Below are 24,863 nucleotides of genomic sequence, written 5' to 3'. Positions count from 1 at the left end.
CATAGTATTTGCAATTTACACTTACAGAGCGACGAAAAATGTATAAAGGAATGTATATAGCTGCCTCTGGGGCAGTGTCAAAAATGAAGGAGTTGGAATTAGTTTCCAACAACATAGCCAACTCTAACACGTATGGTTACAAACTTGACAGGATGGGCTTTAAAGACTTTTTGCTTACCGAGTTAAACGATATGGAACAGCCCAACGATGCAAGAGATATGACCTACCACTCCGGAGTTTATACCGACCGCTCAATGGGCGGCTTGATTCACACCGGCAACCAACTGGACGCGGCCATAAACGGGCCCGGTTATTTTGTTTTAGACGGCGGCAAATACACAAGAAACGGTAACTTTAAAGTCAACTCAGCGGGTTTTCTTTCTACTGCCGATGGACGGCTTGTTCAAGGCACAAGCGGCCCTATTGGAATCCCTAACGGGGATATCAACATCAGCAGCGATGGTAATGTCTCAGTAAACGGCGTATCAATAGACAAGCTTCAGGTTGTGCAATTTGAAAACCCGGCATCTGTCTATAAACAAGGCGACAGCACCTTTGCCTCAGAAGAGCCGCCTGTTGCGTCAAATTCAACTGTGGAGCAAGGCCACCTTGAAACGTCAAATGTCAACATAGTGCGGGAAATGGTCAACATGATAGAGCTCTACAGAGAGTACGAGGCACATCAGAAAGTAATGCAGTCTTTTGATGAAGCTACCAGTAAAGTAACTACCGGCATGGCAAATATATAACATCTTATTAATACTTTATAGGTTTTTATAAGGAGGTCACAGGGGATGCAAAGATCACTTTTTATAGCGGCAACGGGAATGACTGCTCAGCAGACCAATATTAACACAATATCAAACAACCTGGCTAATGTAAACACGTATGGTTTCAAAAAAGGCCGGGCTGAGTTTAAGGATTTGATGTATCAGGCAATCATAAACCCGGGCGCTCAAACGGCAGAGGGATTGGTATCGCCTACCGGTGAACAAATAGGCCTTGGAGTAGCGCCCGTGGCAGTTGGGAAAATATTTATGCAGGGGGATGTTATAAATACAGGGAATCAGCTGGATCTCTCAGTTGATGGCACAGGGTTTTTTCAGATTCTAATGCCGGATGGCACAATTTCATACACCCGTTCGGGAGCCTTTAAACTGGATAAGGATGGTAAAATTGTTAACGATTCCGGTTACCCGCTTGAACCGGAAATAACCGTTCCCAGTGATACTACCGCCTTAAGTATAAGCTCTGACGGCATTGTGTCTGTGACTCAAAACACACAGACCACCTACAGCCAAATTGGACAGATAGAGCTTGCACGGTTTGTTAACCCGGCAGGTCTTAAGGCAATAGGTTCAAATCTGTATCAAGAGACCGATGCCTCAGGAGCAGTGGATTTGGGCACTGCCTCACAGAATGGTTTTGGCTCGATTTCTCAGGGGTTTTTGGAAACCAGCAACGTTAATGTAGTTGATGAAATGGTAAACATGATAGTTGCCCAGAGAGCTTATGAATTTAACTCAAAAGCAATCCAAACGTCTGATGAGATGCTTCAGACGGCTAATAATCTAAAGAGGTAATTTGACATGGTGACAACTCTAATTTTAACAATGCTTATGGCAGTGTGGAGCCCTGAGGATGCCGTAAAGGCCTATGTCACGGAGGTGTATCCGTGGCCTGATGTGGAGGTCAGAAGCGTAAGTCCTGCAGCAGAGTTTCCCGATATGCCCCCTGTTGAGGTCGTTTTATATAACGGTGCAATACCAGGCAGAGCCATGTTTGCAATGAAGTTTTCCTCCGGTGACGTCAATTACTACGAGGCGGATGTTTCGGCACGTACATGGGTAATGGCTAATGTGAGACCTCTGAAAAAGGGCACTGTTCTTGCATTAGACGATATTGCAAAAACCCTGTATGATATAAGAAGAATTCCTGCAGGCGCTATCACTGATCCATCATTAATCGTTGGGAAAATGGTTAATCACACAATTCCAGCCAATCGGGTTATTACCAGCACTCTTATTGAAACAGCACCGGTTGTTCAGAAAGGCCGTGAGGTTGTTATGATGGTCAAAGCTGACAAATTTACAATAACCATGAGCGGTATAGCGAAAGAAGACGGCATTATGGGACAGTATATCAGAGTTGCAAACCCAAAATCTAAAAAAATAATCTTCGGCAAAGTCATCGACAGCCGTACTGTAATTGTGGACAACTAAAAACATGGAAACACTGAATATGAAAACACTATTAATGATAATGGCAATCTTTTCACTTTTGGCCAGCTATGGCTGTCAATCGCCGGCCAGTAAACTCCCTACTCAATCATCAAAGTACTACTATGGCGGGGATTCAGAAAAACGTCCTCAGGACGGCTCTTTGTACACCGATACGGCAAGCCTCTATGAGGACAGAAAGGCAAAGCGGCTTAATGACATTGTAACAATAAATATCTCAGAAAGCGTAACGGCAGATAATAAAGATGAAACCGATGGGACTAAGACTTCAACTTTAAATGAAGGTGTAACGGGTCTTTTTAATTTAACATCCGCCACTTTAGGCCTGACTGGTGGAGCAGGCTCCGGTGGCCAGGTTAATACCTCTGCAAAAGACAGTTACACGGGCAAAGGCGAAACCAAGCAAGATGCTAAATTCACTGCTACCATAGCGGCTAAAGTTATAGAAGTGCTTCCTAACGGCAATCTCGTAATTGATTCAAGAAAAGAGGTTACCATAAATTATGAAAGAAAAATTCTGGTGCTTCAGGGTATAATAAGGCCTGATGATGTGGACTCAAATAACGCTGTAGCAAGCTCAAAGGTGGCTGATGCCAGGATGTATCTGGTAGGAGATGGTTACTTGCAAGAACTGCAGTCACCGGGATGGCTGGTAAGGCTTTGGAATAAGGTTTCACCCTTTTAAGGAAGGATAAGATGACAGGTTTGGATATATTAGCAAAAAGATGCGCAAAACAGGCGATAGCAGCACTTTTGATGGCGGCTATAAGCCTTCTTACCGCCTCAACAGTGTGTGCTGAGCGTGTCAAAGACATAACCACAGTAAAAGGGATACGGGAGAATCAACTTGTTGGTTATGGCCTTGTTGTGGGTTTAAACGGCAGCGGTGACAAAAAAGGCCCCATGCTCCAGAGCATGGTAAATATGCTCTATCGGATGGGGGTTTCTATAAAATCCACGGATATTACTGCAAAAAACGTGGCTGCTGTAATGGTCACGGCAGCTCTGCCAGCCTTTCCAAAAGTCGGGATGAAGGTGGACGCAAATGTGTCAGCTATCGGGGACGCTAAAAGTCTTCAGGGTGGCACCCTTGTGATGACCCCTCTGCAAGGCCCTGACAATAAAGTCTATGCACTGGCTCAGGGCAGCGTATCAATCGGCGGCTTTACGGCAGCCCAGAGTGGCGCATCAGTTACTAAGAATTTCCCCACCGTTGGCCTTATCACTAGCGGTGCAAGCGTTGAGAAGGAGTTTGGCTTTGACCTTGCTCATGCTGAGGATATTACTTTTAATTTGAAAAATTCTGATTTTACCACGGCTTCAAACATAAGGAATGCCATAAATGGTTTTCTTGGCGGCAATTATGCCACCACCCCGGACCCATCCTCGGTGAAAGTTAAGATTCCGCCCAAATATACCAACAGGGTTGTAGAGCTTGTCAATCAACTTGAATCCCTTGACGCAAACACTGACAACAGAGCTAAAGTCATTGTAAATGAACGAACCGGGACAGTAATAATTGGCGAAAATGTTAAGCTCCACCCGGTGGCAATAGCACACGGGGATTTAACAATAGAGGTGAAGTTCCCTTCGCCACAAATGGAACCTGGAGCTGTTGTGCAACCTGCGGCAGCTATAGACATTAAAGATAAAAATGTGGCACTTACAAAAATCACCGGCTCAACCCTCAGTGAGATTGTCGCAGCCTTGAATAAACTTGGCGCTACCCCGCGTGATCTCATAGCCATACTCCAGTCGTTGAAGGCATCCGGCTCACTGACGGCCGATTTGGAGATAATATAGTATGCCGGTAGGCGGGGTGGATTCTTTCGGCGCGTTACAACAGCTGAAGGGGAAAAAGGACGGGAAGTCGGTTAAAACCGTAGCTTGCGAGATGGAGGCACTCTTTATCGAGCAAATGCTAAAGTCCATGAGACAGACAGTAAAGCCAATGTTTGGAAAAGGCTTAGGTGGCGATGTGTTTATGGGAATGTTTGACACTGAGCTTTCCCGCGAATTTGCCAAAAGAGGCCTTGGTTTGCAAGACATGATTGTTAAGCAGCTTAATATGAAAAATGAAATTCAGGGAAAAAATACCGAAACAGACGAGGATGTCTAAAGAATAACTCTCAAAGTGCCGATAAAGTGGTAACGGGATTAAGAGGGGACGATAAAATGAGTGCAGGAGGCATGTGATGAAGATTTACGGCAATAAACCACCTGATGCTACTGAGGCAACCGGCAGCAGAAAGGCAGTCCGAACGTCAAAGGACACTAATACCGGTACTGGCAGGGCCGCAAGCGATATGGTCAATATATCGGACCGGGGACGCGCAATTGAGGATATTAAGGGTACCATAGCCACGCTGCCAGAGACCCGCGATGAAAAGGTTGCAGCGGTAAGCGGTGCTATAAATGACGGCACTTATGAGGTATCCCCTGAAAACATAGCGTCAAAGATGCTTCAAGAGGCGATGTGAAAAAATATGTGGCAGACATAAAAAAGGTTCTCCTCAGCCAGTTACAAGGCTATCGGAGTCTTTTTAGTCTTCTTACCAGAGAGAGGGAGAGCCTTGTTGATTTTAATGAACAGGCAGTTGAGCAGCTTTCTAAGGAAAAAGATACGTTAATACTGAAGTTACGGCTTTTAGAGGATGAGCGAATACGATTAGTGAAACGGCTTACAAATGAAATATATCTTCGGTCTCCTGAGTTAAAAGAGCAAATTACAGGCTCAACAACACCTGCAGATTTTAATTTAGCAAAATTAGCTGAATTAACCGCCGATAACGAATTTATGGAGATACGTGCAAGTTTAAAGTCATTACTTCAAAGCCTTGATGAACTGAATAGTTTCAACAGGGTACTGATAGACCGTTCCCTTAGCTATGTGAGAAACAACCTGAACTTGCTTAATTCACTGGGGTCAGCACAGCTTAAAAAAGACAAGACAGGTATGTTTCTAACCAGGGAGGCCTGAGAAGTGTCTGTCATCCGTCTTCTTTATACAATCAGCAGTGGCCACCAAACTGCAACACTATCATCGCTAACTGATATCTATATAATGCAGGTGCACTTATGGGCGTAAGAATGTCTCAATTTTTAACAAACGACAGGGTTACTTATAGTTTACAGAGTAACTTTGGAAAACTCTTTAATACGCAGGAACAGATGGCTTCGGGGCTTAGAATTAACCGCCCCTCAGATGACACCGTAGCCGAGTCAAAGGTTCTGGATTATAAGCTTACTATAAATGATAACGGCCAATTTCAAAGAAATATGAATGATGCCAAAGGTTTTTTAGACGCCTCAGAAACTGCTATGAACACCTTAACCGATAACCTGCAACGCTTAGATGAACTCATCGTAGATGGCACAAACGGTTCAAGAGGGCCCTCTGACAGAATTGATATAGGGCAGGAGGTTTCCACTATAAGACAGGGTATCTACCAGCTTGCCAACACAAAGTATGAGTTACGTAATATTTTCTCCGGCCAAAAGGTTAATCAACAGGCCTTCAGCACCTCAGGGAGTGCATATATTTTCAATGGTGATGGCAAACCCATTAATGTGGATATAAACTACACAGCACGGATTACAGAGAATATAACCGCCTCAGCAGCATTTATGATTTCTATGGCTACAACTCAGACCATCAGACTGGATAACGGCACCTTTGCCCACTACATACCGTCTAAAAAGACTATAGGACAATCAGTTATGGTGGGATCAGTTCCCACAATTCAAAATTACCAGGTGCCGCAGATTACTATTACTGTAAGCAACTCAAGCAATCCCACAGCAGCCGGCATAAGTTCCTCGTCATTTACAAACTACATGGAGATGGTTGAGGGTGTGGAAAATGCCTTTAACTCTAATAATGTTGATATGATGCAGGCGTATCTGAAACCAATACAGTTGGCCCTTGATAACACAGCCACAGTGAGAGCAACAATAGGTGCAAGGGCAAATTACATAGACAGAACCAATAACGCACTTGACGATACCACTATGCAAACTCAGGAGGTACTGTCAAATTATCAGGATGCCGACATTGCAAAGGTAGTCTCTGATCTGTCGAAGTCCGAGCTTGCCATGCAGGCTTTGAGGCAAAGTTCATTCCAAATAATGTCAGAATCACTTTTGAATTATCTGAAATAACTTGATATAGAGAAAGTGTGTAATATTGTGTTAAGCTAAGGCTGATTTAGTAGGAGCAGTGGGAGTAGTAAAGAGTAATCCTTAGAGAGGTCAGCGAGGGAACGTTGACTGGACGGTAACGGAGGGCAAGATGCTCGTGTTGACAAGGAAGTCAGAGGAAGCCATAAAGTTGGGCGACTCTATTACCATAACGGTGGTAGAGATAAAGGGTAACAAAGTCAGACTTGGGATAGAAGCACCGACGGGGGTACGAATCTACAGGCAGGAACTCTATGAGAAGATAAAATCAGAGAACATTCTTTCTGTCGGCCTGGGTGTGACGGAATTTGATGAGATAAAAAATGTCCTTGGATAAGATAGAAGAAAATAGCCCGGATAGCGATACTATACGGATAGTTACAACCAGATTTGGCACAATTGAGCTGGAAAGCTCAAAGGTGATTAGTTTTCCTGAGGGGATACTTGGCTTTCCGGACCTGAAACGCTACGTGCTGATGGACTATAAGGATACAGAGATTAAGTGGCTTCAGGCAGTGGATGATCCCGATATTGCCTTTATAGTTACCGATCCAGCGGTTCTGATGCCGGGCTTTTCTATAGTGTTAGACCCTATGACTAAGAAATTTCTGGACCTGGAAAACACCGAGGATTTACTTGTGCTTGTAATAATAAGGGTTGAAAACGGCAAGGTAATAGCAAATTTTCTGGGCCCTTTGATTTTTAATGCAACACTGATGAGAGGAGTACAGGTTGTTTTGGATAAGGACATAACCGGAACGGCCACAAAGAGCAGGTTTTCATAAATGATAAACACTATCGTGTTGCCAAATGTGGATAACATGGTGCTGTTTAGACCATCTGAAGGAAAAGCCATGTCGCTTTCCCTTGGGGATTTGCTAAGTGCAGACGTGCTTGATATAATTGAGTCTGGCATGGTGTCCCTGCGGATAACTCCCCCAGTTGGTAAAGCTATGGATTCTCAGGCTGCTACCTTGCTTGTATATACCAATGTACCCTTGACAGAGGGAGACAAGATAAATCTTGAGGTAGTTGGCACAGGAAAAGAGGTCAAGCTCAGGTTTTTGGGAGTTGAACAAAAGTCCGACAATGTGGATAACACAAGCGAGGACCCGGTAAGCGCTAAAGTTAATGAAACGGTCAAACAACTCTCAGATGCCCGTGTTGACACCTCGGATTTTAAAGTTTTAAAAGATATGCTTTCTAATTTGCCGCAGAGTATTAAAAATACTTTTCCGGAGATTGGCCGCCTGCTGCAAACAATGCCTGATATGAAAGACATATCTATGCCTGCACTGAAGGCAAACATCGAAAACTCCGGGGTCTTGTTTGAAACTAAAATAAAAGATGTGGCTTTAAATGAAAGTATGGGAGTTAAGGAACTAGTTGGCGAGGCTTTGCAAAAAGCGGTTGAAGGAGTGGAAACTCTTGATCTTAACGATACTCTAAGCAACACACTGGATACTTTCATCTCTAAGGCTGAAAGTTTCTTAACTCAGAATTCCCAGTTACCAGGCCTGCAAACAGCAGGCCCGCAAGCAGCAGCTACACAAGCAAACGCTACACAACTGCCTGCTCAACAAGCCAGCACCCAGGCAAACTCTGCACAAGCAAACCCAACACAAGTAGCTACACAAGCAAACGCCACTCAACAGCCAGCAGCACAAGTGTCTGCCGCACAGGTTGATGTGATGGAGGCAGTGCCAGAATTCAAAAGTATATTGTCAGATTTAAAGTCACTGGTTGGACAAGCAGACAAACAGGCTCACAGCTTAAATGAAAAAGAGCTCGTAGTTGTAATAAAACAGCGGTTGGATGAGGCGGTGTCACTTATAGATAAGCCTGCAACCGGTAAAGAAAAACTTGATTTATCTCATGATCAGAAGGCATTGCTTTTGAAAGCAAAAGACATTGTGGAGCAGGACAGGATTGGAGTGGTGCTACGCCATAGCGGAGCATCAAAAGATGAGATAACCAGTACAATAGACAAATTCTTAAAAAACATCGAGCACTATCAGATAAACTCACGAGCCAACGATACGATATACACGTTTTTACCTTTTTCGTGGCCGGAGATGAAAGACGGACAGCTGCTTTTTAAAAAAAACAAGTACCACGCTAAAAAGTCTTTTTCATGCGATATTAACCTAGACCTTGGCAGTATGGGTAAACTTTCGGTATCTACAACGGTTTCAGAGGGGAGTTTTTTTATCTCTTTCCACGCCGAAAAGAAAGAGACCACAGAGTTAATTGCTAATAACAGGACAGAGTTAGAAAATCGTTTCCATAATGCCGGGCTTTCTCTGAAAGTGATTAACATAGGGCAAAAGAAAACACTAAACATAATGGAAAATTTAAAAGAACAGGGATTAAACCTCAGGGTTTAGATTTTATATTGGAAGAGAAACGCCAAAAAGCAGCAGCACTTAAGTACAAACCAACAGACGGCAGTGCTCCGCGTGTTGTGGCAAAGGGCAGCGGCCTCATGGCACAGAAGATTCTCGATGTTGCCAAAGCTCACGGCGTTCCGATAAAAGAGGACAAACAACTCGTTGAGATCCTCTCCGCACTGGATTTATACAAGGAAATCCCGCAGGAATTGTACAAGGCAGTTGCCGAAGTCCTCGCATTTATCTACTCACTAAGCAAAAAAAACGCTCCCAGACCTCCGGGTTCACTTTAATACTGTAATAATAGTAAGGTAATAAGTAAGGGGAAGGCTCTGCCTCCCCCTTATACCCTCTCCGCACGGGGAATGATTCCCCGTGACCCCCGGTTTTGGTGATAGCGATAATACTATCACGTCATTGCGAGGAGCGTTAGCGACGTAGCAATCTCCTCTTTTTATATAGTGCAGTATGTTTGTGGTTTAAAGTTTTTTAACCGGCGTTCCGCCGCTTAAAAAGTTTCACAGCGAGCTCCGCCCGCTAAACAGACGAGCAGATTAAAAAAATTTAAAAAGATTATGTTTCTAACGCTAATACCGAGTTGTCGCCAAAAAGGTAAAATAATGTAATGGCGGAGAAAAAAGACTGGATCCCGCAACAAGTGCGGGATGACAAAGGGGTGGTTCATATCCTGTCATTCCTGCGAAGGCAGGAATCCATGTCCTTTATTTATATCTTTAAGCGCAATTCGGTATAAATTCCGCTGCGTGTTGCAATTCATTACTAAACCGCTATATAATGTCAGACAACGAGGGCGTATGTTTAAGAAATTGTTGCTGAGATATAAAGGGTATTGGGAATATTTTTTAAATGGAAATGCTTTTCATGATGAGTTTACTGAATCCTAAGACCCTGAAGATATTGACAAAATAAATAAAAACCAACTATAAAAAAGTGCCTGAAATATGACATATTCTCAGGTTTTATCATACCGAGTTACATACTAAAAAACTGGATTCCTGCTTTCGCAGGAATGACAAAAAGAGGGTTATGCCACTTTGTCATTCCCGCCTACGAGCGGGAATCCAGTCCTTTTTCTACACCATTATTTTACCTTTTTGGCAGCTACCCTGTATCAGGCAGCTAAAGAGGCCAAAATATCTTTTAAAAGCCGCACCTTATTGCTGGTAAATTTCATGTCTTTATAAAATATCTGCTGGAATTCCAGAGCAAATCTCATAGCGTCAGTTTTTAACTGTTTATCGTCTATTGATAGGACAAATTCCTGTAATCCTTCGCTGCTTTTTTTTACAAAACCTCGTTTGCTTAGCCTTAAATAAAACTCCGAAATTAATCTTTCCTCAACTGTTTTTCTCTTTACCAGTAAATGATAACCAACAAAGAAAACTATTGGCAGAAACGCTAAATACAACCATTGCGGGTGGATTTCCTTTAGCTTAATGTTAAAGACCGGTTTTTCTACGGCAATTCTCAGCTTGTTAAAGATGCTTAGCTGTTTATCAAAGTTGTAGTTAATTACAAGAGAGTTCCAGTAGTAGTTGATGCTGTCGGCAAGCAGGCGGTAGGAGGAAAGCTCAGCTTTTTCCGCTAAAAGGGGATTAGTGCTAAGAGGCGGGGTTGGGTCGTATCTTACCCACCCTTTTCCCTCAACGAATGTCTCTACCCACACGTGGGCATTTTTTTGGAGCACGATGTAGTATCTGCCGACATTATTATAAACTCCGCCCTTGTAGCCTCCTATAACATTGGCTGGAATTCCTGCCGCTCTTAGCATAAGTGCCATGGCTGAGGCAAAGTACTCGCAGTTACCGCTCCTTTTCTTAAACAGGAAATCAGACAGAGGAGTGTCTGAGGTAGGAAGTTTATCAAGCGAATACGTGTAAAGGCCTGAGTGCAGATACCTGTAGATGGTCTTTATCGCCTCATCTGTACTGCGGCCTCCGGTCAGGGATTTTGACAGGGATAGAATTTGTGGCGGTACATTGTCCGGAAGTTGAAGGTATCTTTTTGTATTATTTGGTATTGTGCGTGCATTACTGTTTAGCGGTACTTCAATTTTTGAAATCACATCGTATTTTATCATAGCCTTAACGGTATCCCTGAGAGAGACGGTAAAATCCTCTGAAATTTTTGAGCCTCTGTAGCTTACCGATACCGGCCTGTCCAGTGCAAAGAGAAATTTATTGTCGTAAGGTTGCAGGTAAATAGTTTGAAGGATGGTTTTTCCCCCTTGTAGCGTGTTTTTATTTCCTTGTTTTTCATCCTCTCTGAGACTTGATTTCCATGTTAAGCCGTCAAAGTGGTCAAACACTATGCCTCGCCAGTACAGAGATTGCTCATCAACAGGGTCCATGCTTGCACGTAACACGGGACTGCTATCAATCTGAATGCTTGACACACTGCCCAGAGAAACAGTGTCGGAAAACCCGGATGTCCCAACCTGTCCATGGTTTAGAAATCTGAGGAACTGGTAATTTGTTCTGGGAAGTATCATAAATATAACTACTGTAAGAGGAATTGAGGCAAGCGGTATGAGAAGGGCACGTTTTATTATTTTGATAAAAGACGCCCTGTCTATGATTAACTCCGGCGCCTCAATGTGATACGTAAGAAGCACAATTGAGACTGCTGTCAGAAAAAACATGACTACAAAAAACAGAAAAAAAGTAAAATCAATCGAGAGCAAAGCTGAGCCCATCAGGACAAAAACCGATATCAGATATATCTGCATGTAGTCTCTGAATTTCTTTTCTTCAAGAAATTTCATGGCAAGAAGTATAATCAGCGCCTCAACTGACGGCTCAACTATATCCTCTGTCATAACCCTGTAAACCGACACCGCTATCACTATAACTGAAACCAGATTTATCGCAAGCCGTGAGATGTGAGCGGGTTTTTTGAAGTCAAAATAAAAAGCCAGCGCAAGCAAAGCTATAAAGGCTGCGGGAAATACTGGTGAAATATGGGTAAAGACGGAGAAAAAAGCAATCAGGGCAATCGTATAGGCGGAGATTTTTACGGCACTTTTAAAGCTGATATGTGGCGCACCAACTGCCATTGTGGTCAGCCCATTACTTTAAAACTTGCCTCATCATTAAGAATATTAAGAATGTCATACGGGGCAAGTTCTGGTGTAAACAAAGTCCCCTGCACTGCATCACAGTTAACGGCACGGAGAAATTCAAGCTGCTCATTGGTTTCAACGCCTTCTGCCACCACCTTAAGGCCTAAGGTGTGTGCCAGCGCTATTATGGCTTTTGCTATGGCCGAATAGTCAGTATCCACGGTTATGTTATTTATAAATGTTTTGTTTATTTTCAAAGCATCCGCCGGAAATCTCTTAAGGTGGCTTAAAGAGGAATACCCTGTACCAAAGTTATCAATGGTTATTGAAAATCCGAGATTTTTTAGTTTTTTCAATATTGAGATGGACTGTTCAACATCTGTCATTACAGTGTTTTCATTTAGTGTGATATCTATCAGTGCCGGATTGGCTCCGGTCTCTTTCAGTATTGCTTGAAATACATCCAGGAGTTCCCGGTGTCTGAACTGGCTTTCAAGAATTTTTATTGACACTGCTATGTGGTTAAAACCCATGTCAGCCCACTCTTTACTTACCGTACAAACCTGCCTGAATACCATCTTACCCAGAGATAAAATCAACCCGGCCTCCTCAGCTATCGGAATAAAATCGGAAGAGTGTACATAACCGGACTCTGCGCTTATCCACCGCACTATTACCTCCATCCCCATGATGTTGCCGCTGTTGATACCCACCTGCGGCTGGTAGAGCACCGAAAATTCATCAGTCAGAAGCGCCTTTCTCAGCCTGTTTTCCAGATTGAGTCTGTGTACTGAGCGCTTGTTCATTGATGGAGAGAAAAACTGGTAATCCCCACGTCCGTGCTCTTTTACCTGATAGAGGGCAATGTCAGCGTTTTTAAGCAGTGTGACAACATCGTCGGTATCGGCTGGGAACACGCTTATTCCAATGCTTGCACCTACTGAGCACTCGTGGTGTCTGATAAAAAAGGGCGCCGAAAGCGATGTAATAATCTTTGCGGCCAGCCGTGAGACATCATCTGACTTCTGGAGGTTTGTCATTATAACTGTAAACTCATCCCCTCCCATTCTGGCAACCGTATCGGATTTCCTTGTGCATAGCTCTATTCTGCCGGCGGCCTCTTTTAACAGCAAATCCCCTATGTCATGTCCCAGTGTGTCATTTATTCTCTTAAACCTGTCTAAATCTATAAACAATAGCGCCAACATTGTATTATGTCTCCGTGCTTGCTCCATAGCCTGAGTTAGTCTGTCATTGAAGAGCATTCGGTTGGGTACATTTGTCAGAGTATCGTAGTGCGCCAATTTATGCAGTTTTTCCTCTGTTTCATTTCTTATCATGGCACTTACGAATATCTCACTTACCATCTTTATGACAACTATCTCCTCCTGCTGCCACTGCCTGTACTCAGTTTCAGAGGCAATGGCGATTAACCCTATTTTTTTCTCGCCATATACAAGAGGTGCTATGATAACAGAGTAAACCCCTTTAGGTATAAACTCATTTTCCGCCTCTGAGGGTTTTGAATTCGTTTTATCATAAAAGGTTATTCTGCTGTCATTAGCTATGAGCCTAAACCACTGCAGTGTGTCGTTATCTAAGACATTTGCAGAATCGGTATGCCGCCATTGATGGACTATGTTGTCACCATCGTTATATACGATAAGATATGCGCACTCGGCCTCTAATGTTTCAGCTATCCGCTCAAGTGATCTCTTCATTTCATTGTAAAGTTCTGAGGCAGGTATGCTTATTAAACCGGCTGAGACTGAGGCAACAAGATTTTCCAAAGTTACACGGTAACTTAATTTATCCGACAGGGTTTTCATAGGTGTTATATCCCGTGAGGTAAAAACATATCCTGTCAGTTGGCCTTTGTTATTTTGTATGCAAGAAATTCTGGATTCAAGAAACATATTCTGGCCGTATATTGTCCTTCTGTGAACGTAGGAAATTTCGCCGTCTTTTTTGACCCTTTTTATAGCCTCTGATAATTTATCGGGAATAACAAGCTGCCTTTCCTGAATTTCCAGGAAGCTTGTCCCTAACGCCTCCTCAACACTGCAATTAAAAAGCTGAGCTGCCATGGGATTATAATAAATTATACGATACTCAAGATCGCAGGCAACCACTGCCGCATCCAGTGAGCAACGCAGAATGTCATCAAGAAAACACGCTTTTATCTTTTTGTTAAATATTCTCCTGTCCTCTTTTTATATGATAGTACGCAATAATCTTAAACAAACCATCCTCCACTTTATTGCCTGCCGCTGACCAGGGCATCAACAACGAGGGGGTCAGCGAGGGTGCTTGTGTCACCGAGGTTTTCAAGTTCACCGTGTGCGATTTTCCTTAAGATTCTTCTCATTATTTTTCCACTTCTGGTCTTAGGTAAAAATGGTGTGAATTGAATCTTATCCGGTACGGCTATGGGGCCGATAACTGTTCTAACATGTTTTTCAAGCTCGTGTTTTAGCTCCTCTGTGGGAACTATTCCCTCGTTAAGAGTGACATACACGTAGAGCGCCTCACCTTTGATATCATGAGGATACCCTACAACGGCTGCCTCTGCCACAAGCTCATGGCTAACCAGGGCAGATTCCACCTCGGCAGTTCCTATGCGGTGCCCTGAGACATTTATAACGTCATCAATGCGTCCCATAATCCAGAAGTCACCGTCCTCGTCACTTCTTGCTCCGTCACCGGTAAAATAAACACCCGGAAAACGTGAGAAATATACCTCTTTTACACGTTTATTCTCAGGGTCACCATAAGTGCCCCTCAGCATTCCCGGCCACGGGTCTTTTATTGTAAGATACCCGCCCTCATTTGCACTTGCTGCTGTCCCATCCTCTTTAAGTATCACAGGGTTTATACCAAAAAATGGTTTGCTAGCTGACCCAGGCTTAAGCGACATGGCTCCAGGCAGCGGAGTTATCATTATGCCTCCGGTTTCAGTCTGCCACCATGTGTCCACAATTGGGATTTTTCCCCCTCCCACCACATCATGGTACCACATCCATGCCTCAGGGTTTATTGGCTCACCAACTGTGCCAAGAAGTCTAAGTGAGGAAACATCATGACAGTGTACCCATTTATCGCCCTCCCGCATAAGAGTACGGATGGCAGTAGGGGCTGTGTAAAAGACGTTAACGCCGTATTTTTCCACTATTTTCCAAAAGCGCCCAGGATCAGGATAGGTTGGTATGCCTTCAAAGAGCACTGTTGTGGCGCCGCTGCTAAGGGGACCATAGACTATGTAGCTGTGGCCTGTAATCCAGCCGGCATCGGCAGTGCAAAAGAATATATCCTCAGGACGGTTGTCAAATATCCACTTAAAAGTCAGGGTTGTATAAAGCAGGTAGCCTCCGGTTGTGTGCAGAACCCCTTTAGGCTTTCCGGTTGAACCGGATGTGTAGAGGATAAACAGAGGATCCTCGGCATCCATCCACTCAGGGGGGCAAGATGAGGTTATATCCGCTGCTCCCATCTCATCATGCCACCAGAGGTCTCGTCCAGCTTTTATAGAAACATCCGGAGAAGACATCATCTGAACTTTAACCACTATCATTTTTTTAACACAGTCGCAGAGGGTTACGGCCTCATCGGCATTGCTTTTAAGAGGAACAAGTTTACCGCCTCTTGAGCCAAAATCCGCCGTTATCACAAGTTTTGCTCCACAATCTATAATCCTGTCTCTTAGGGCCTGAGCGCTAAAGCCTCCAAAAACAACGCTGTGGATTGCCCCTATTCGTGCACAAGCAAGCATCGAAATTACTATCTCAGGCACCATCGGAAGATATATCATCACACGGTCGCCTTTTTGCACTCCGTGCTTTTTTAACACATTAGCAAAACGATTCACCTCCGTGTATAACTGCTGGTAGGTGTAGGTTTTATTTATTATGCCGTAGTTTGACTCCCAAATTATTGCAGCCCTGTTCCTGAGCGGCGAGTTGACGTATCTGTCAAGACAGTTATATGTCACATTTAACTTTCCACCTTCAAACCATTTCACTGAGGGCTTATTGAAATCATACTCAAGCACTTTGTCCCATTTTTTAAACCAATGGATGTGCTCATGTGCCATATCTGCCCAAAATCCCTCAGGGTCATTTATTGAACGAGCGTAGAGCTCCTCATACTGTTTCATTGTTTTTATGCAGGCTTTATCTGAAAACTCCTGAGGCGGGGGAAACACCCTTTTTTCCTCCATCAGTACCTCGATGTTTTTCTTATCAGTCATTTGCTCAATTCCCTCCAGAGAGTTAAATTGTAACGAATGATACTATGGTATCTTACATGACATTTATTATACATTAAAATGAACGAAAAATAGCGCAATTTTAGCATAAGTTACAGAGTAGCCTAAATCTATTTAGCGTTCAAATTATTTCTCTTTGCCGCTGTTTGAAGCACCAGTTGTCAGTTCGGAGAGTGATTTCACTTTCGTGTAACCTTTTGGCACGGCAAACATAGAGGATTTAGCTCCGCCTGTTACAATGTTTCTTAACTGAGCCGTGACAATGGTTGATTTCCCTTCACTGTCTTTTGTTTCATATTCATAACGAATAATTAAATTTCCTAAATCCACGGCCTCCCATATCATAGCCTCAAGTTTCTCATTGGGTTGGTCTTTTATGGAAAAAACCGCATCATATCTTTCACATCTGTGTCCGGCTATTGTCTGAGGCCCTATTGGCTTTTTCTCCACCACTAAATCATTTCCATACATTGGTGCAAGTGTGGTTTTCATCGGTTCTTCCACGTACTTTTTTGTTTTTGTGGATAAATAGATGATTTTTTTTTCGTCTGCTGAAAGTATTGTAACAAGTCCCGGCGCACTCTGTGTTTCAATACGGGTTTTGCTGCCCATTTTGGCTATGCTCATAGTTAAGTCCGTGATGGCCATTTCAGCGGTAAAATTCTCAGGCGGGGCAGCTACAGCCTGGGTAATTGATGACAAAATCGAAATTAAAAATACAGCAAGGTAAACTACAGCTTTTTTCACTGGCTGTCCCTCCTTACAAAAACGCTTTAGTTTATCTTTGGTTTTTCAACAAGCGGATTTTCATTTCTTTTATCGGCTTTGTTATTTTTTATATGCTCAACAAAATTGCTATGAGAGACGGCTCCCTTGCTGTCGGTAGCCACAATTTTACAAAACTCGCATTTTGAACACATAAGTGTTACCTTTTCAACAAAATTCTTACCCTTGATAAGCTCGTTATTTAAAATAGTGTCTTTTACAAACATACAACCGCGCCCAGCGCAAACTCCGCCCAGGTATCCGTCAGCATCAACAAAAATAGAGGCAGGACATTGACCAAAAAAGCCGCACTTTTGATATTCCCAGCAGTTCAGGAGCTTTGTCATATCATCGTGAACATTTACCTTTTTTATATTGTGTTTTTTGAGTGTCTCTATCAGCACATCATCCAGCACCACACCGCACTCAACCAGAGGTTCTGAACCGGACTGAGAGAAGATGTTATCAGCAACAACCATTCCTTTTTTTAAACCGAATATGTTGACCTCTTTTGGTTTTTTAAACCCGAAAGAATCATACAAGACTGTATAAAGGCTTTCAGGAGTAAACGGTCTTATGATTACATCAGTTACTGATGCCGATTCTTTGATGCTTTTGACCTCAACAGCCGTTAATTCAGGGGGAAGCACCACCAGAATTTTCAAAAACGGGTATTTGGCAAAGATTTCCTCAGTGTGTTTTAAAATAGGGTCAAACACCAAAGAGTCCACGATTAGATAATTACAAGGGTCGGCCTCCAGAGCCCTTTTTAAATCTTTAACTCCCTTGTATGCTTTTAGAGTAATGAGGCTTTTGAAGTCATTTTTCAGACACCAGCGTATGGGATGATCGACATCCTCAGACACACACATAAAGAAAATCTTCTTAGTAACCGGTGTTGCTACTCTTTTAGCCATTTTCTCCTTTAAGATAACATATTTTTAGGTTAATTTTCTTTGTAAATTATCAGTATGATATGAAAGTTTAGAATCTCCGATATTGAATTCTTTCAGGATTTCTTCTAATGACTTTGAAAAATCTCTAAGTTGAGCTGCTAATCTGTTTATAGTTTCCGTGGTATCGGATGTGTCCCTTGAAACATTTGCAATAGTTTCAATATTAGATGTTATCTGGTTTGATACCTCAGACATCTCCGATGTTGCAGTGGCTATCTGATGAGCCATCTCCTTAAAACTATCCACACCGCCTACAATATCATGAAGAGCGTTGCCTGCTTCACGCGCATATTGTACTCCAACCTGTACCCTCTTTGTGCCATTATCCATAGAGTTTACAGCAACCTGAACCTCATTTTGAATTGCGGTTATCATCGTACTTATCTCAGATGTAGCACTACCGGTTCTTTCGGCAAGTTTTCTTACCTCATCGGCAACGACAGCAAACCCTCTCCCCTGTTCACCAGCTCGTGCAGCCTCTATGGCAGCATTTAGTGCCAGCAGATTGGTCTGATCCGCTATGTCTCTGATTACACCTATTATCTCCCCGATTTGTTTTGACCTCTGCCCAAGGGAGGATATCAACGAGGCCGATTCATTAACCACAACTGCTATCGCATTAACCTCATTTACTGCCTTAAGCACTATATCCTCACCTACTTTTGCCGTTTCACTGGTTTCTTTTGCTGAGGCCTCTATGTGGATAGCGTTTTCAGCTATGTGGACTACTGTTTGAGACATCTCCTCAGATGATGCAGCTATTTGTGTTGCCCTCTCCGACTGATCAGACACTCCGCGGGCCATTTGCACAGAGGATTCATTTAACTGTTCGCTAACAGCCATTATGTTTTTTGATGAATCAAATATACTAGTTAAAAGACCGCCCAACCGCTCTGCCATTAAACTGATTGAAGCCAGAAGTTTGCCTATCTCACCCCCGACTCCGGCATCTATCCGTACAGTTAAATTACCACGGGATATTTCCTCAGAAATGTCAACAATACTGTCTATTGGCCGTATAACTGTCCTTTTTACAGCCCACAATATAAATGCTATAAATACCAGAAATAATGCTATTACGCCTATGGATACGTAAATTAACAATTTTTTGTACATTTCACTCAGATCACTTAAGGGATAAGCGGCTACAATTTTAAAACCCCAGGCAGGGAACATTTTCTCAACTATAGACCACTTGTCATCTTTAGAGGCTATTAATTTTTCTATTTTTTCCGGAGACACATGCCTGGAATTAAACAGAATCTTTCCCTTACCGTCTATAAGGGCAAGAAAACCGTTTTTCAGTATTTTATCCTCTACAATTACATTTTCAAGCCCTTTTAATGACGTAACCTTGTATCCAACATAACTTATACCGATTATATTTTTATCTTTGTCAAAAATAGGTTCATAACCTGTAATATAAGGCAAACCAAGGATATCTACCTCTCCGTAATATGCTTTGCCGCTATTTATCGCTTTGATGGCTTTACCATCGGGGTCTAAGATTGTGCCTATTGCCCTGGAGCCATCGCTTTTTTTCACGTTTGTAGATATCCGGACGTAATCATTACCACTTTTAGTAAAAACCGTGGCTGTACCCTCCATAGTTTTCACTACGGAATCCACAACGCTAAAGTTATTGGCCTGCCCGGTGTTTCCAAACACAACATCCGGAACCTTCTTGCCGGCCACATCCACTTCTGTCCCACGGCTTGGCTGCCCATTAGCAGCTAAAGTCTCCCTCAGGTGTTCCATGGAACGTTTCACCTCAGTCATCATCAGATCATCTGTTGTTGAAAGTACCTGAAGCACGCCCTCCATTGTATGTTCTATCTGATTACTTGTAGTATCCTTAAAATAATACTTCACAGTATTGATCAGCAAAAACTGAATAATTACAACAGCTATCACCATAAAAACCAGTATTGGCATTATAAATTTAAACACTAACTTTTCTTTCATGTGTCAGCCCCTTTGTATAGATATATTAATGTTTTAAGTTACATTAAATGTGAGATAATGTCAAGTTTTTAGTTGAATCTAACTGTTTAATTGAAACCGAAATCCAATATAGAAACCCGAACATAAAACTGAATGGTTATGGTAAATTACAAACACTTACTAATTATATTTCTAAAGGAGACTCATAATGAGAAATGTAAAATCATTAGTTGTATGTGGCTTGTCGTTGTTTCTGGTTGTTATGATGGCTTTAGTGGCGGAGGCTGGCAGTATCGCGGGCACTTGGAAAATTACCTTTAACACCAGTCATGGCCAGATGGAGATAAGTGGAGACAACAGCAAATATTCTGGCCGTTTCATGCTCAGTGTGTGGGAGGATATGCTCGACCTAACTGTTGACGGCAACCGTATTTCGTTCCGTCGGGCAGTTGCCGACCAGCGCTACACGGGAGTAATCACCGGAGGACATATGAGCGGAAACTTTACCCAGGGAGGGATCGGCAACTACCCATGGAGTGCGGACCTACAAACAACGCAAGGTAACACTACACCACAAGCTGGCGGTATATCCTCTCAGGAAGAGATTATTCTTAATGCGATGAATACGGGGGGTGTTGGTAATGGGCCAACACAGCCAACCGTACTCAACACTTCAAGACCCTATCAAATCACCAATATCATGACATATCATTGGAATAATGGCAGGGGAACAGCAGCAGGCGGGACCATTGGCCTGCGTTCTGCAAATGGTACAATGTATGGGCCATGGGGGGTGCGTACCACGCCTGGGCAGGGTGGTGTGCCAAATGCAGTATGGATAGCAAATCCTAATGTGATTATCCCGCCGGGGTCATATACCGTGATTGACTCTGATCCTGCAACATGGGCTCAGAACAGGCAATCGGGTGGAAGAGGGATGACGGAGATAAAGGGTAAAGCACAATAACTGTACAAGAGTAAAGCGCCAGTAGTGCGAAACGGTTCAGGTGACGTTGCAGTAATATATCATCGGAAAATACGTGGGACTGTCGTGGAAATAACAACACGGCAGTCCAGCGTTTCGGGTGTAATAACGTGATAATAAATAGAAATAAGACTTTTATTAAATCCCTGCATTTAGCTCAAAAGCATCCATAGAGCTTCTCACAAGCGGGGCTGAGGCAACGGCTTCAAATCCTAAAAGCTGTGCCTCGTCTTTGTATTTCAAAAAAATGTCGGGATGCACATATTGGACAACCGGAAGGTTAGACTTTTTGGGTCTCAGATACTGTCCAATTGTTACATAATTGCAGCCAGCAGCCCGTAAATCCCTGAGCACCGCTATTACCTCATCGAAGCTTTCACCAAGACCCACCATCAAACCGGATTTTGTCTTTATGTGTGTGCCATGTGACAGTTCACGGGCGTTTCTTAACACAGTAAGCGAGGTTTTATAATCGGCCTCCGGTCTTACAACAGAATAAAGTGACGGCACAGTTTCCACGTTGTGGTTAAAAACATCGGGCTCTGAGTCTGTTACAATTTTAAGAGCGCTTATGTCTCCTCTGAAATCCGGTGTAAGCACTTCAATTACAGCCTGAGGCAGCCGCCTTCTTATGGCAAAAACTGTTTTAGCAAAATGGGCGGCGCCTCCGTCTGGTAAATCATCCCGCGTGACAGAGGTTATTACCACATGCTTTAGACTCATCTCAAACGCAGCCTCAGACACTCTTTCCGGCTCACCGGCATCCACCGGCTGTGCCCCGGTATGAGAGACCGAACAGAAACCGCAATTTCTTGTGCAACTGCCGCCTAAAATCATAAACGTAGCCGTAGGCTTGTTAAAACAGTAGCCCTTGTTAGGACACCTCGCCTCCTCACAAACAGTTTTAAGCCTCTTATTTCTCAGTAACACTTTTGTATCTCTGAGATCTTCAAAGGTGTTAGTCTTAAGCCACTCTGGCAGTCTTTCTGTTTTCATTTTAAAGTCCACAATCTTTAGCTTTTTGCCAAAAGCTATCCATTTCGGCAAGTGTCATGTCATCAAGTGATTTCCCAAGCGCTTTTGCACTGTCCTCAATATACTTAAACCGTCTGATAAACCGGTTTGTAGTTTTTCGCAAAGCAGCTTCAGGATTCAGCTTCAAAAACCTTGAAATGTTGACTATCGTAAAGAGCAGATCGCCAAGCTCATCCTCCACTCGTTCTGATGAAGGCCCTTCCTCTGTGAGAGCGGATTTAAACTCTGCGATTTCTTCATCGAGTTTCTCTGAAACATCGTTAATCGTTTGCCAGTCAAAGCCCACTCGTGAAGCACGCGATTGTATCATCTGAGCGCGCAAAAGAGCTGGTAGCGACTTTGACACTCCGTTTAATATTGATTCATCATGCCTGCCCTCACTCTTTTTGATATCATACCACTGTTTAAGCACCTCTTCTGAGTCAGCACAAACCTTTTGTCCAAAAACATGCGGATGTCTTGAAATCATCTTTGTGCTGATACCCTCGATTACGTCTTCAATGGTAAAGTGCCCCTCCTCGGTCCCTATCCGGGCAAGGAAGAGAATTTGAAACAGCAGGTCGCCAAGTTCCTCTTTAATCTTAGCGTGGTCTTTTTCCTCTATGGAGTCCACGACCTCATAGGATTCCTCTATCAGAAAATTGACAATGGTTTCAGCCGTTTGCTCTTTGTCCCACGGACAGCCATCCTTTGAACGTAGCCTCTCCACAATAGCAACCAGTTGATCAAACGTCACAGACATAACAGAGAAAGTATAGTTTTAAGATGACAGACATGTCAATAATTGTTCAAACTCTAACCAAAAAACCGAAAATTTATCTGTGGAATATGTTAAAATCACGCAATTCAGTTAGAGTAAATCAAAAAAATAAAGAGGGCAGATTAAGATGTTATCAGAAAGAGCTAAGAAAATTAAACCATCGGCAACATTATCAATTGACTCAAAGGCAAAGGAGATGAAGGCTTCCGGAGTGGATGTTATTAGTTTTGCTCTTGGAGAGCCGGATTTTGATACTCCCGATAACATTAAAGAAGCCGCAATTAAGGCAATTAAGGCGGGTTTTACAAAATACACTCCGGTGGGCGGTGTGCCGGAACTTAAGGATGCCATAATAAATAAGCTAAAGGCAGATAATTCACTTGATTACGAGCGAGCTGAAATAGTGGTCTCATGCGGAGCAAAACATTCACTGTATAATGCCGCACAAGCGCTGTACTCCTCTGGCGATGAAGTCTTAATTCCGGCTCCGTACTGGGTATCGTACCCGGATCAGGTGCTGCTTAACGATGCTCTGCCCGTTATCGTTGACTGCCGTGAAGAGGATTTATTTATGGTCACAGCGGATTCATTGAAAGAGAAAATCACGAAAAAAACTAAGGCAGTTATCCTCAATTATCCATCAAATCCAACCGGTTACACGTATGACAAGAAAACTCTTGAGGGAATTGCCGAAGTTGCCCTTAAACATAATCTCTTTATTGTATCGGATGAAATATATGAAAAACTCCTCTACGATGGGCTCACTCATATAAGCATAGCCTCAGTAGATAAAGAGGTGAAAAAGAAAACCATCGTCATAAACGGGCTTTCAAAATCCCATGCAATGACAGGGTGGCGCATTGGCTATGCTGCCGGAGATAAGAGCGTCATTAAGGCTATGGAAAACATCCAGAGCCAATCAACGTCAAACCCGATGTCAATTTCCCAAAAGGCCGCCATAGAGGCGATGACAGGGCAGCAGGACAGTGTGAAGACGATGGTAAAAGAGTTTGACAAGCGCAGGGAATTCATTGTTAAGGAGTTAAATGAGATACCGGGCGTATCATGCCGGAGGCCGCAGGGCGCCTTCTATGCTTTTCCAAACATAAAAGCCCATCTCGGTAAATCGGTCGGCAACCGCAAAATTAAAGATTCATCGGATATGGCGATGTATCTGCTTGAGGATGCCGCTGTGGCACTTGTGCCGGGAGGCGCCTTTGGTATGGAGGGTTATATCCGCATATCCTACGCAACTTCTATGGAGGTCATAAAAGAGGGGCTTAACAGAATTAAGAAGGCTCTTCAGGCGCTTTCATAACGTAGGTAATGGATTTTAGCCATGGGACAGTAATAACTTGGGGGAGGTTAAATAGAATGAGGAAAGAGCTTATCGTATCACTTAACAAAACATTTGAGGAATCGGCGTATCAGGAAAATGGTATAGAATATTGGCTGGCGAGGGATTTACAGACACTTCTTGACTACACACAATGGCGCAATTTTTCATTGGTAATAGAGAAGGCTAAAATCGCATGTATGAATGCTGGGCAGGATGTCAACGATCATTTTGCTGACGTCAGCAAAATGATAGATATCGCCAAGGGTGCGCAAAGAGAGGTTGATGACATAATGCTTACACGATACGCCTGTTATTTAATCGCTCAAAACGGAGACCCGCGCAAGGAACAGATAGCATTCGCACAGAGTTATTTTGCAATTCAGACGCGCAAACAGGAACTGCTTGAGGAGCGAATAAATCTCAATGAGCGTTTGAGTGCAAGAAGGAAATTAGTTGACACGGAAAAAGAACTTTCTAATATTATCTATGAGCGAGGCGTTGACAATCAGGGATTTGGACGAATCAGGAGTAAAGGAGACCATGCACTGTTTGGCGGACATTCAACTTTTCAAATGAAAAAGAAATTAGGTATCCCTGAAAATAGGCCTTTGGCGGATTTTCTTCCTACTATTACTATTAAAGCCAAGGACCTGGCTACAGAGATAACGAATTTTAACGTTAGGAAAGACAATTTAAAGGGTGAGGAACATATTACGGTTGAACATGTAAAGAACAATCAGGATGTTAGGGAGCTTCTTGACAAAAGCGGCATCAAACCTGAGAGCTTACCCCCGGAGGAAGACATCAGGAAACTTGAGCGGCGGGTTAAGACCTCTGAAAAGAAACTTCATGGTAATACTAATAAACTTAGCGGCTGCAAAAAAGATAGTGCAGTTGATGAGACACGATAAAGAGAAAAGTACC

Annotated in this window: 24 protein-coding genes; 16 read left to right on the top strand and 8 right to left on the bottom strand. The window is 43.1% G+C overall.

The window, feature by feature from the left end; genetic code table 11:
- Positions 1–38: 38 nt before the first annotated feature.
- The 13 genes from HQK88_03905 to HQK88_03845 all read left to right on the top strand — a co-directional run bounded on the left by HQK88_03905 (position 39) and on the right by HQK88_03845 (position 9,102).
- Entirely contained in the window at positions 39–749 is a 711-nt protein-coding gene (locus HQK88_03905) for a flagellar hook-basal body protein (protein MBF0615947.1), read from the top strand.
- A 45-nt stretch (positions 750–794) separates the two neighbouring features.
- On the top strand, positions 795–1,583 hold the full coding sequence (gene flgG, locus HQK88_03900) for a flagellar basal-body rod protein FlgG (protein ID MBF0615946.1): 789 nt from the start codon (positions 795–797) through the stop codon (positions 1,581–1,583).
- Between the two features lie 6 nt (positions 1,584–1,589).
- Complete coding sequence (gene flgA, locus HQK88_03895; GenBank protein ID MBF0615945.1) at positions 1,590–2,222, top strand: flagellar basal body P-ring formation protein FlgA; 633 nt, start codon at positions 1,590–1,592, stop codon at positions 2,220–2,222.
- Positions 2,223–2,241: 19 nt separating this feature from the next.
- Complete coding sequence (locus HQK88_03890; GenBank protein ID MBF0615944.1) at positions 2,242–2,925, top strand: flagellar basal body L-ring protein FlgH; 684 nt, start codon at positions 2,242–2,244, stop codon at positions 2,923–2,925.
- Between the two features lie 11 nt (positions 2,926–2,936).
- Positions 2,937–4,043 (top strand): flagellar basal body P-ring protein FlgI, encoded by a 1,107-nt coding sequence (locus HQK88_03885; protein MBF0615943.1) that lies wholly within the window; start codon positions 2,937–2,939, stop codon positions 4,041–4,043.
- Between the two features lies 1 nt (position 4,044).
- Positions 4,045–4,359 carry a rod-binding protein gene (locus HQK88_03880; GenBank protein MBF0615942.1) on the top strand — a complete coding sequence of 105 codons (315 nt, stop codon included), beginning with the start codon at positions 4,045–4,047 and terminating at the stop codon, positions 4,357–4,359.
- Between the two features lie 76 nt (positions 4,360–4,435).
- Positions 4,436–4,720: a flagellar biosynthesis anti-sigma factor FlgM gene (gene flgM, locus HQK88_03875; GenBank protein ID MBF0615941.1), complete on the top strand. Its 285-nt coding sequence runs from the start codon at positions 4,436–4,438 to the stop codon at positions 4,718–4,720.
- Positions 4,717–5,220: a flagellar protein FlgN gene (locus HQK88_03870; GenBank protein ID MBF0615940.1), complete on the top strand. Its 504-nt coding sequence runs from the start codon at positions 4,717–4,719 to the stop codon at positions 5,218–5,220. The genes flgM and HQK88_03870 overlap by 4 nt, the downstream gene beginning before the upstream one ends.
- A 98-nt stretch (positions 5,221–5,318) precedes the next feature.
- Positions 5,319–6,401: a flagellar hook-associated protein FlgL gene (gene flgL, locus HQK88_03865; protein ID MBF0615939.1), complete on the top strand. Its 1,083-nt coding sequence runs from the start codon at positions 5,319–5,321 to the stop codon at positions 6,399–6,401.
- Positions 6,402–6,531: 130 nt separating this feature from the next.
- The gene (csrA, locus tag HQK88_03860) at positions 6,532–6,756 is read left to right on the top strand and encodes a carbon storage regulator CsrA (GenBank protein ID MBF0615938.1); all 225 of its coding nucleotides are present in this window, start codon (positions 6,532–6,534) and stop codon (positions 6,754–6,756) included.
- On the top strand, positions 6,743–7,204 hold the full coding sequence (gene fliW, locus HQK88_03855; protein ID MBF0615937.1) for a flagellar assembly protein FliW: 462 nt from the start codon (positions 6,743–6,745) through the stop codon (positions 7,202–7,204). Before csrA ends, fliW begins: the two co-directional genes overlap by 14 nt.
- Positions 7,205–8,806, top strand: coding sequence for a flagellar hook-length control protein FliK (locus HQK88_03850; protein ID MBF0615936.1), 1,602 nt, complete (start codon positions 7,205–7,207; stop codon positions 8,804–8,806). It abuts the gene before it with no gap.
- Positions 8,807–8,814: 8 nt separating this feature from the next.
- Positions 8,815–9,102 carry an EscU/YscU/HrcU family type III secretion system export apparatus switch protein gene (locus tag HQK88_03845; protein ID MBF0615935.1) on the top strand — a complete coding sequence of 96 codons (288 nt, stop codon included), beginning with the start codon at positions 8,815–8,817 and terminating at the stop codon, positions 9,100–9,102.
- Between the two features lie 839 nt (positions 9,103–9,941).
- On the opposite strand, the gene HQK88_03840 is transcribed toward HQK88_03845, so the two are convergent.
- From HQK88_03840 to HQK88_03815, 6 genes are all read right to left on the bottom strand, one after another.
- Positions 9,942–11,885, bottom strand: a complete 1,944-nt coding sequence (locus HQK88_03840; protein MBF0615934.1) for a DUF3488 domain-containing transglutaminase family protein — start codon at positions 11,883–11,885, stop codon at positions 9,942–9,944.
- A gap of 5 nt (positions 11,886–11,890) precedes the next feature.
- A complete protein-coding gene (locus HQK88_03835) occupies positions 11,891–14,023 on the bottom strand; it encodes an EAL domain-containing protein (protein MBF0615933.1) in 2,133 nt (710 codons plus the stop codon).
- Between the two features lie 125 nt (positions 14,024–14,148).
- A complete protein-coding gene (gene acs / locus HQK88_03830; GenBank protein MBF0615932.1) occupies positions 14,149–16,137 on the bottom strand; it encodes an acetate--CoA ligase in 1,989 nt (662 codons plus the stop codon).
- 144 nt (positions 16,138–16,281) lie between these two features.
- Entirely contained in the window at positions 16,282–16,902 is a 621-nt protein-coding gene (locus HQK88_03825) for a hypothetical protein (GenBank protein ID MBF0615931.1), read from the bottom strand.
- Between the two features lie 26 nt (positions 16,903–16,928).
- Positions 16,929–17,837: a hypothetical protein gene (locus HQK88_03820; protein MBF0615930.1), complete on the bottom strand. Its 909-nt coding sequence runs from the start codon at positions 17,835–17,837 to the stop codon at positions 16,929–16,931.
- Between the two features lie 24 nt (positions 17,838–17,861).
- Positions 17,862–19,841: a Cache 3/Cache 2 fusion domain-containing protein gene (locus HQK88_03815; GenBank protein ID MBF0615929.1), complete on the bottom strand. Its 1,980-nt coding sequence runs from the start codon at positions 19,839–19,841 to the stop codon at positions 17,862–17,864.
- Positions 19,842–20,028: 187 nt separating this feature from the next.
- Between HQK88_03815 and HQK88_03810 the strand changes: the two genes are divergently transcribed.
- Positions 20,029–20,787, top strand: coding sequence for a hypothetical protein (locus HQK88_03810; protein MBF0615928.1), 759 nt, complete (start codon positions 20,029–20,031; stop codon positions 20,785–20,787).
- Positions 20,788–20,943: 156 nt separating this feature from the next.
- Here the strand turns inward: HQK88_03810 and lipA are convergent, their stop codons facing one another.
- A complete protein-coding gene (gene lipA / locus HQK88_03805) occupies positions 20,944–21,801 on the bottom strand; it encodes a lipoyl synthase (protein MBF0615927.1) in 858 nt (285 codons plus the stop codon).
- A gap of 1 nt (position 21,802) precedes the next feature.
- A complete protein-coding gene (gene mazG, locus HQK88_03800; protein ID MBF0615926.1) occupies positions 21,803–22,582 on the bottom strand; it encodes a nucleoside triphosphate pyrophosphohydrolase in 780 nt (259 codons plus the stop codon).
- 145 nt (positions 22,583–22,727) lie between these two features.
- Between mazG and HQK88_03795 the strand changes: the two genes are divergently transcribed.
- Together HQK88_03795 and dinD are read left to right on the top strand one after the other, a co-directional pair.
- Positions 22,728–23,918, top strand: coding sequence for a pyridoxal phosphate-dependent aminotransferase (locus tag HQK88_03795; protein MBF0615925.1), 1,191 nt, complete (start codon positions 22,728–22,730; stop codon positions 23,916–23,918).
- Between the two features lie 56 nt (positions 23,919–23,974).
- A complete protein-coding gene (dinD, locus tag HQK88_03790) occupies positions 23,975–24,850 on the top strand; it encodes a DNA damage-inducible protein D (protein ID MBF0615924.1) in 876 nt (291 codons plus the stop codon).
- Positions 24,851–24,863 lie beyond the last annotated feature (13 nt).

Source organism: Nitrospirota bacterium (assembly GCA_015233895.1).
Classification (GTDB): Bacteria; Nitrospirota; Thermodesulfovibrionia; order Thermodesulfovibrionales; family Magnetobacteriaceae; genus Magnetomonas.
This window is presented reverse-complemented; position numbering and strand designations above follow the sequence as displayed.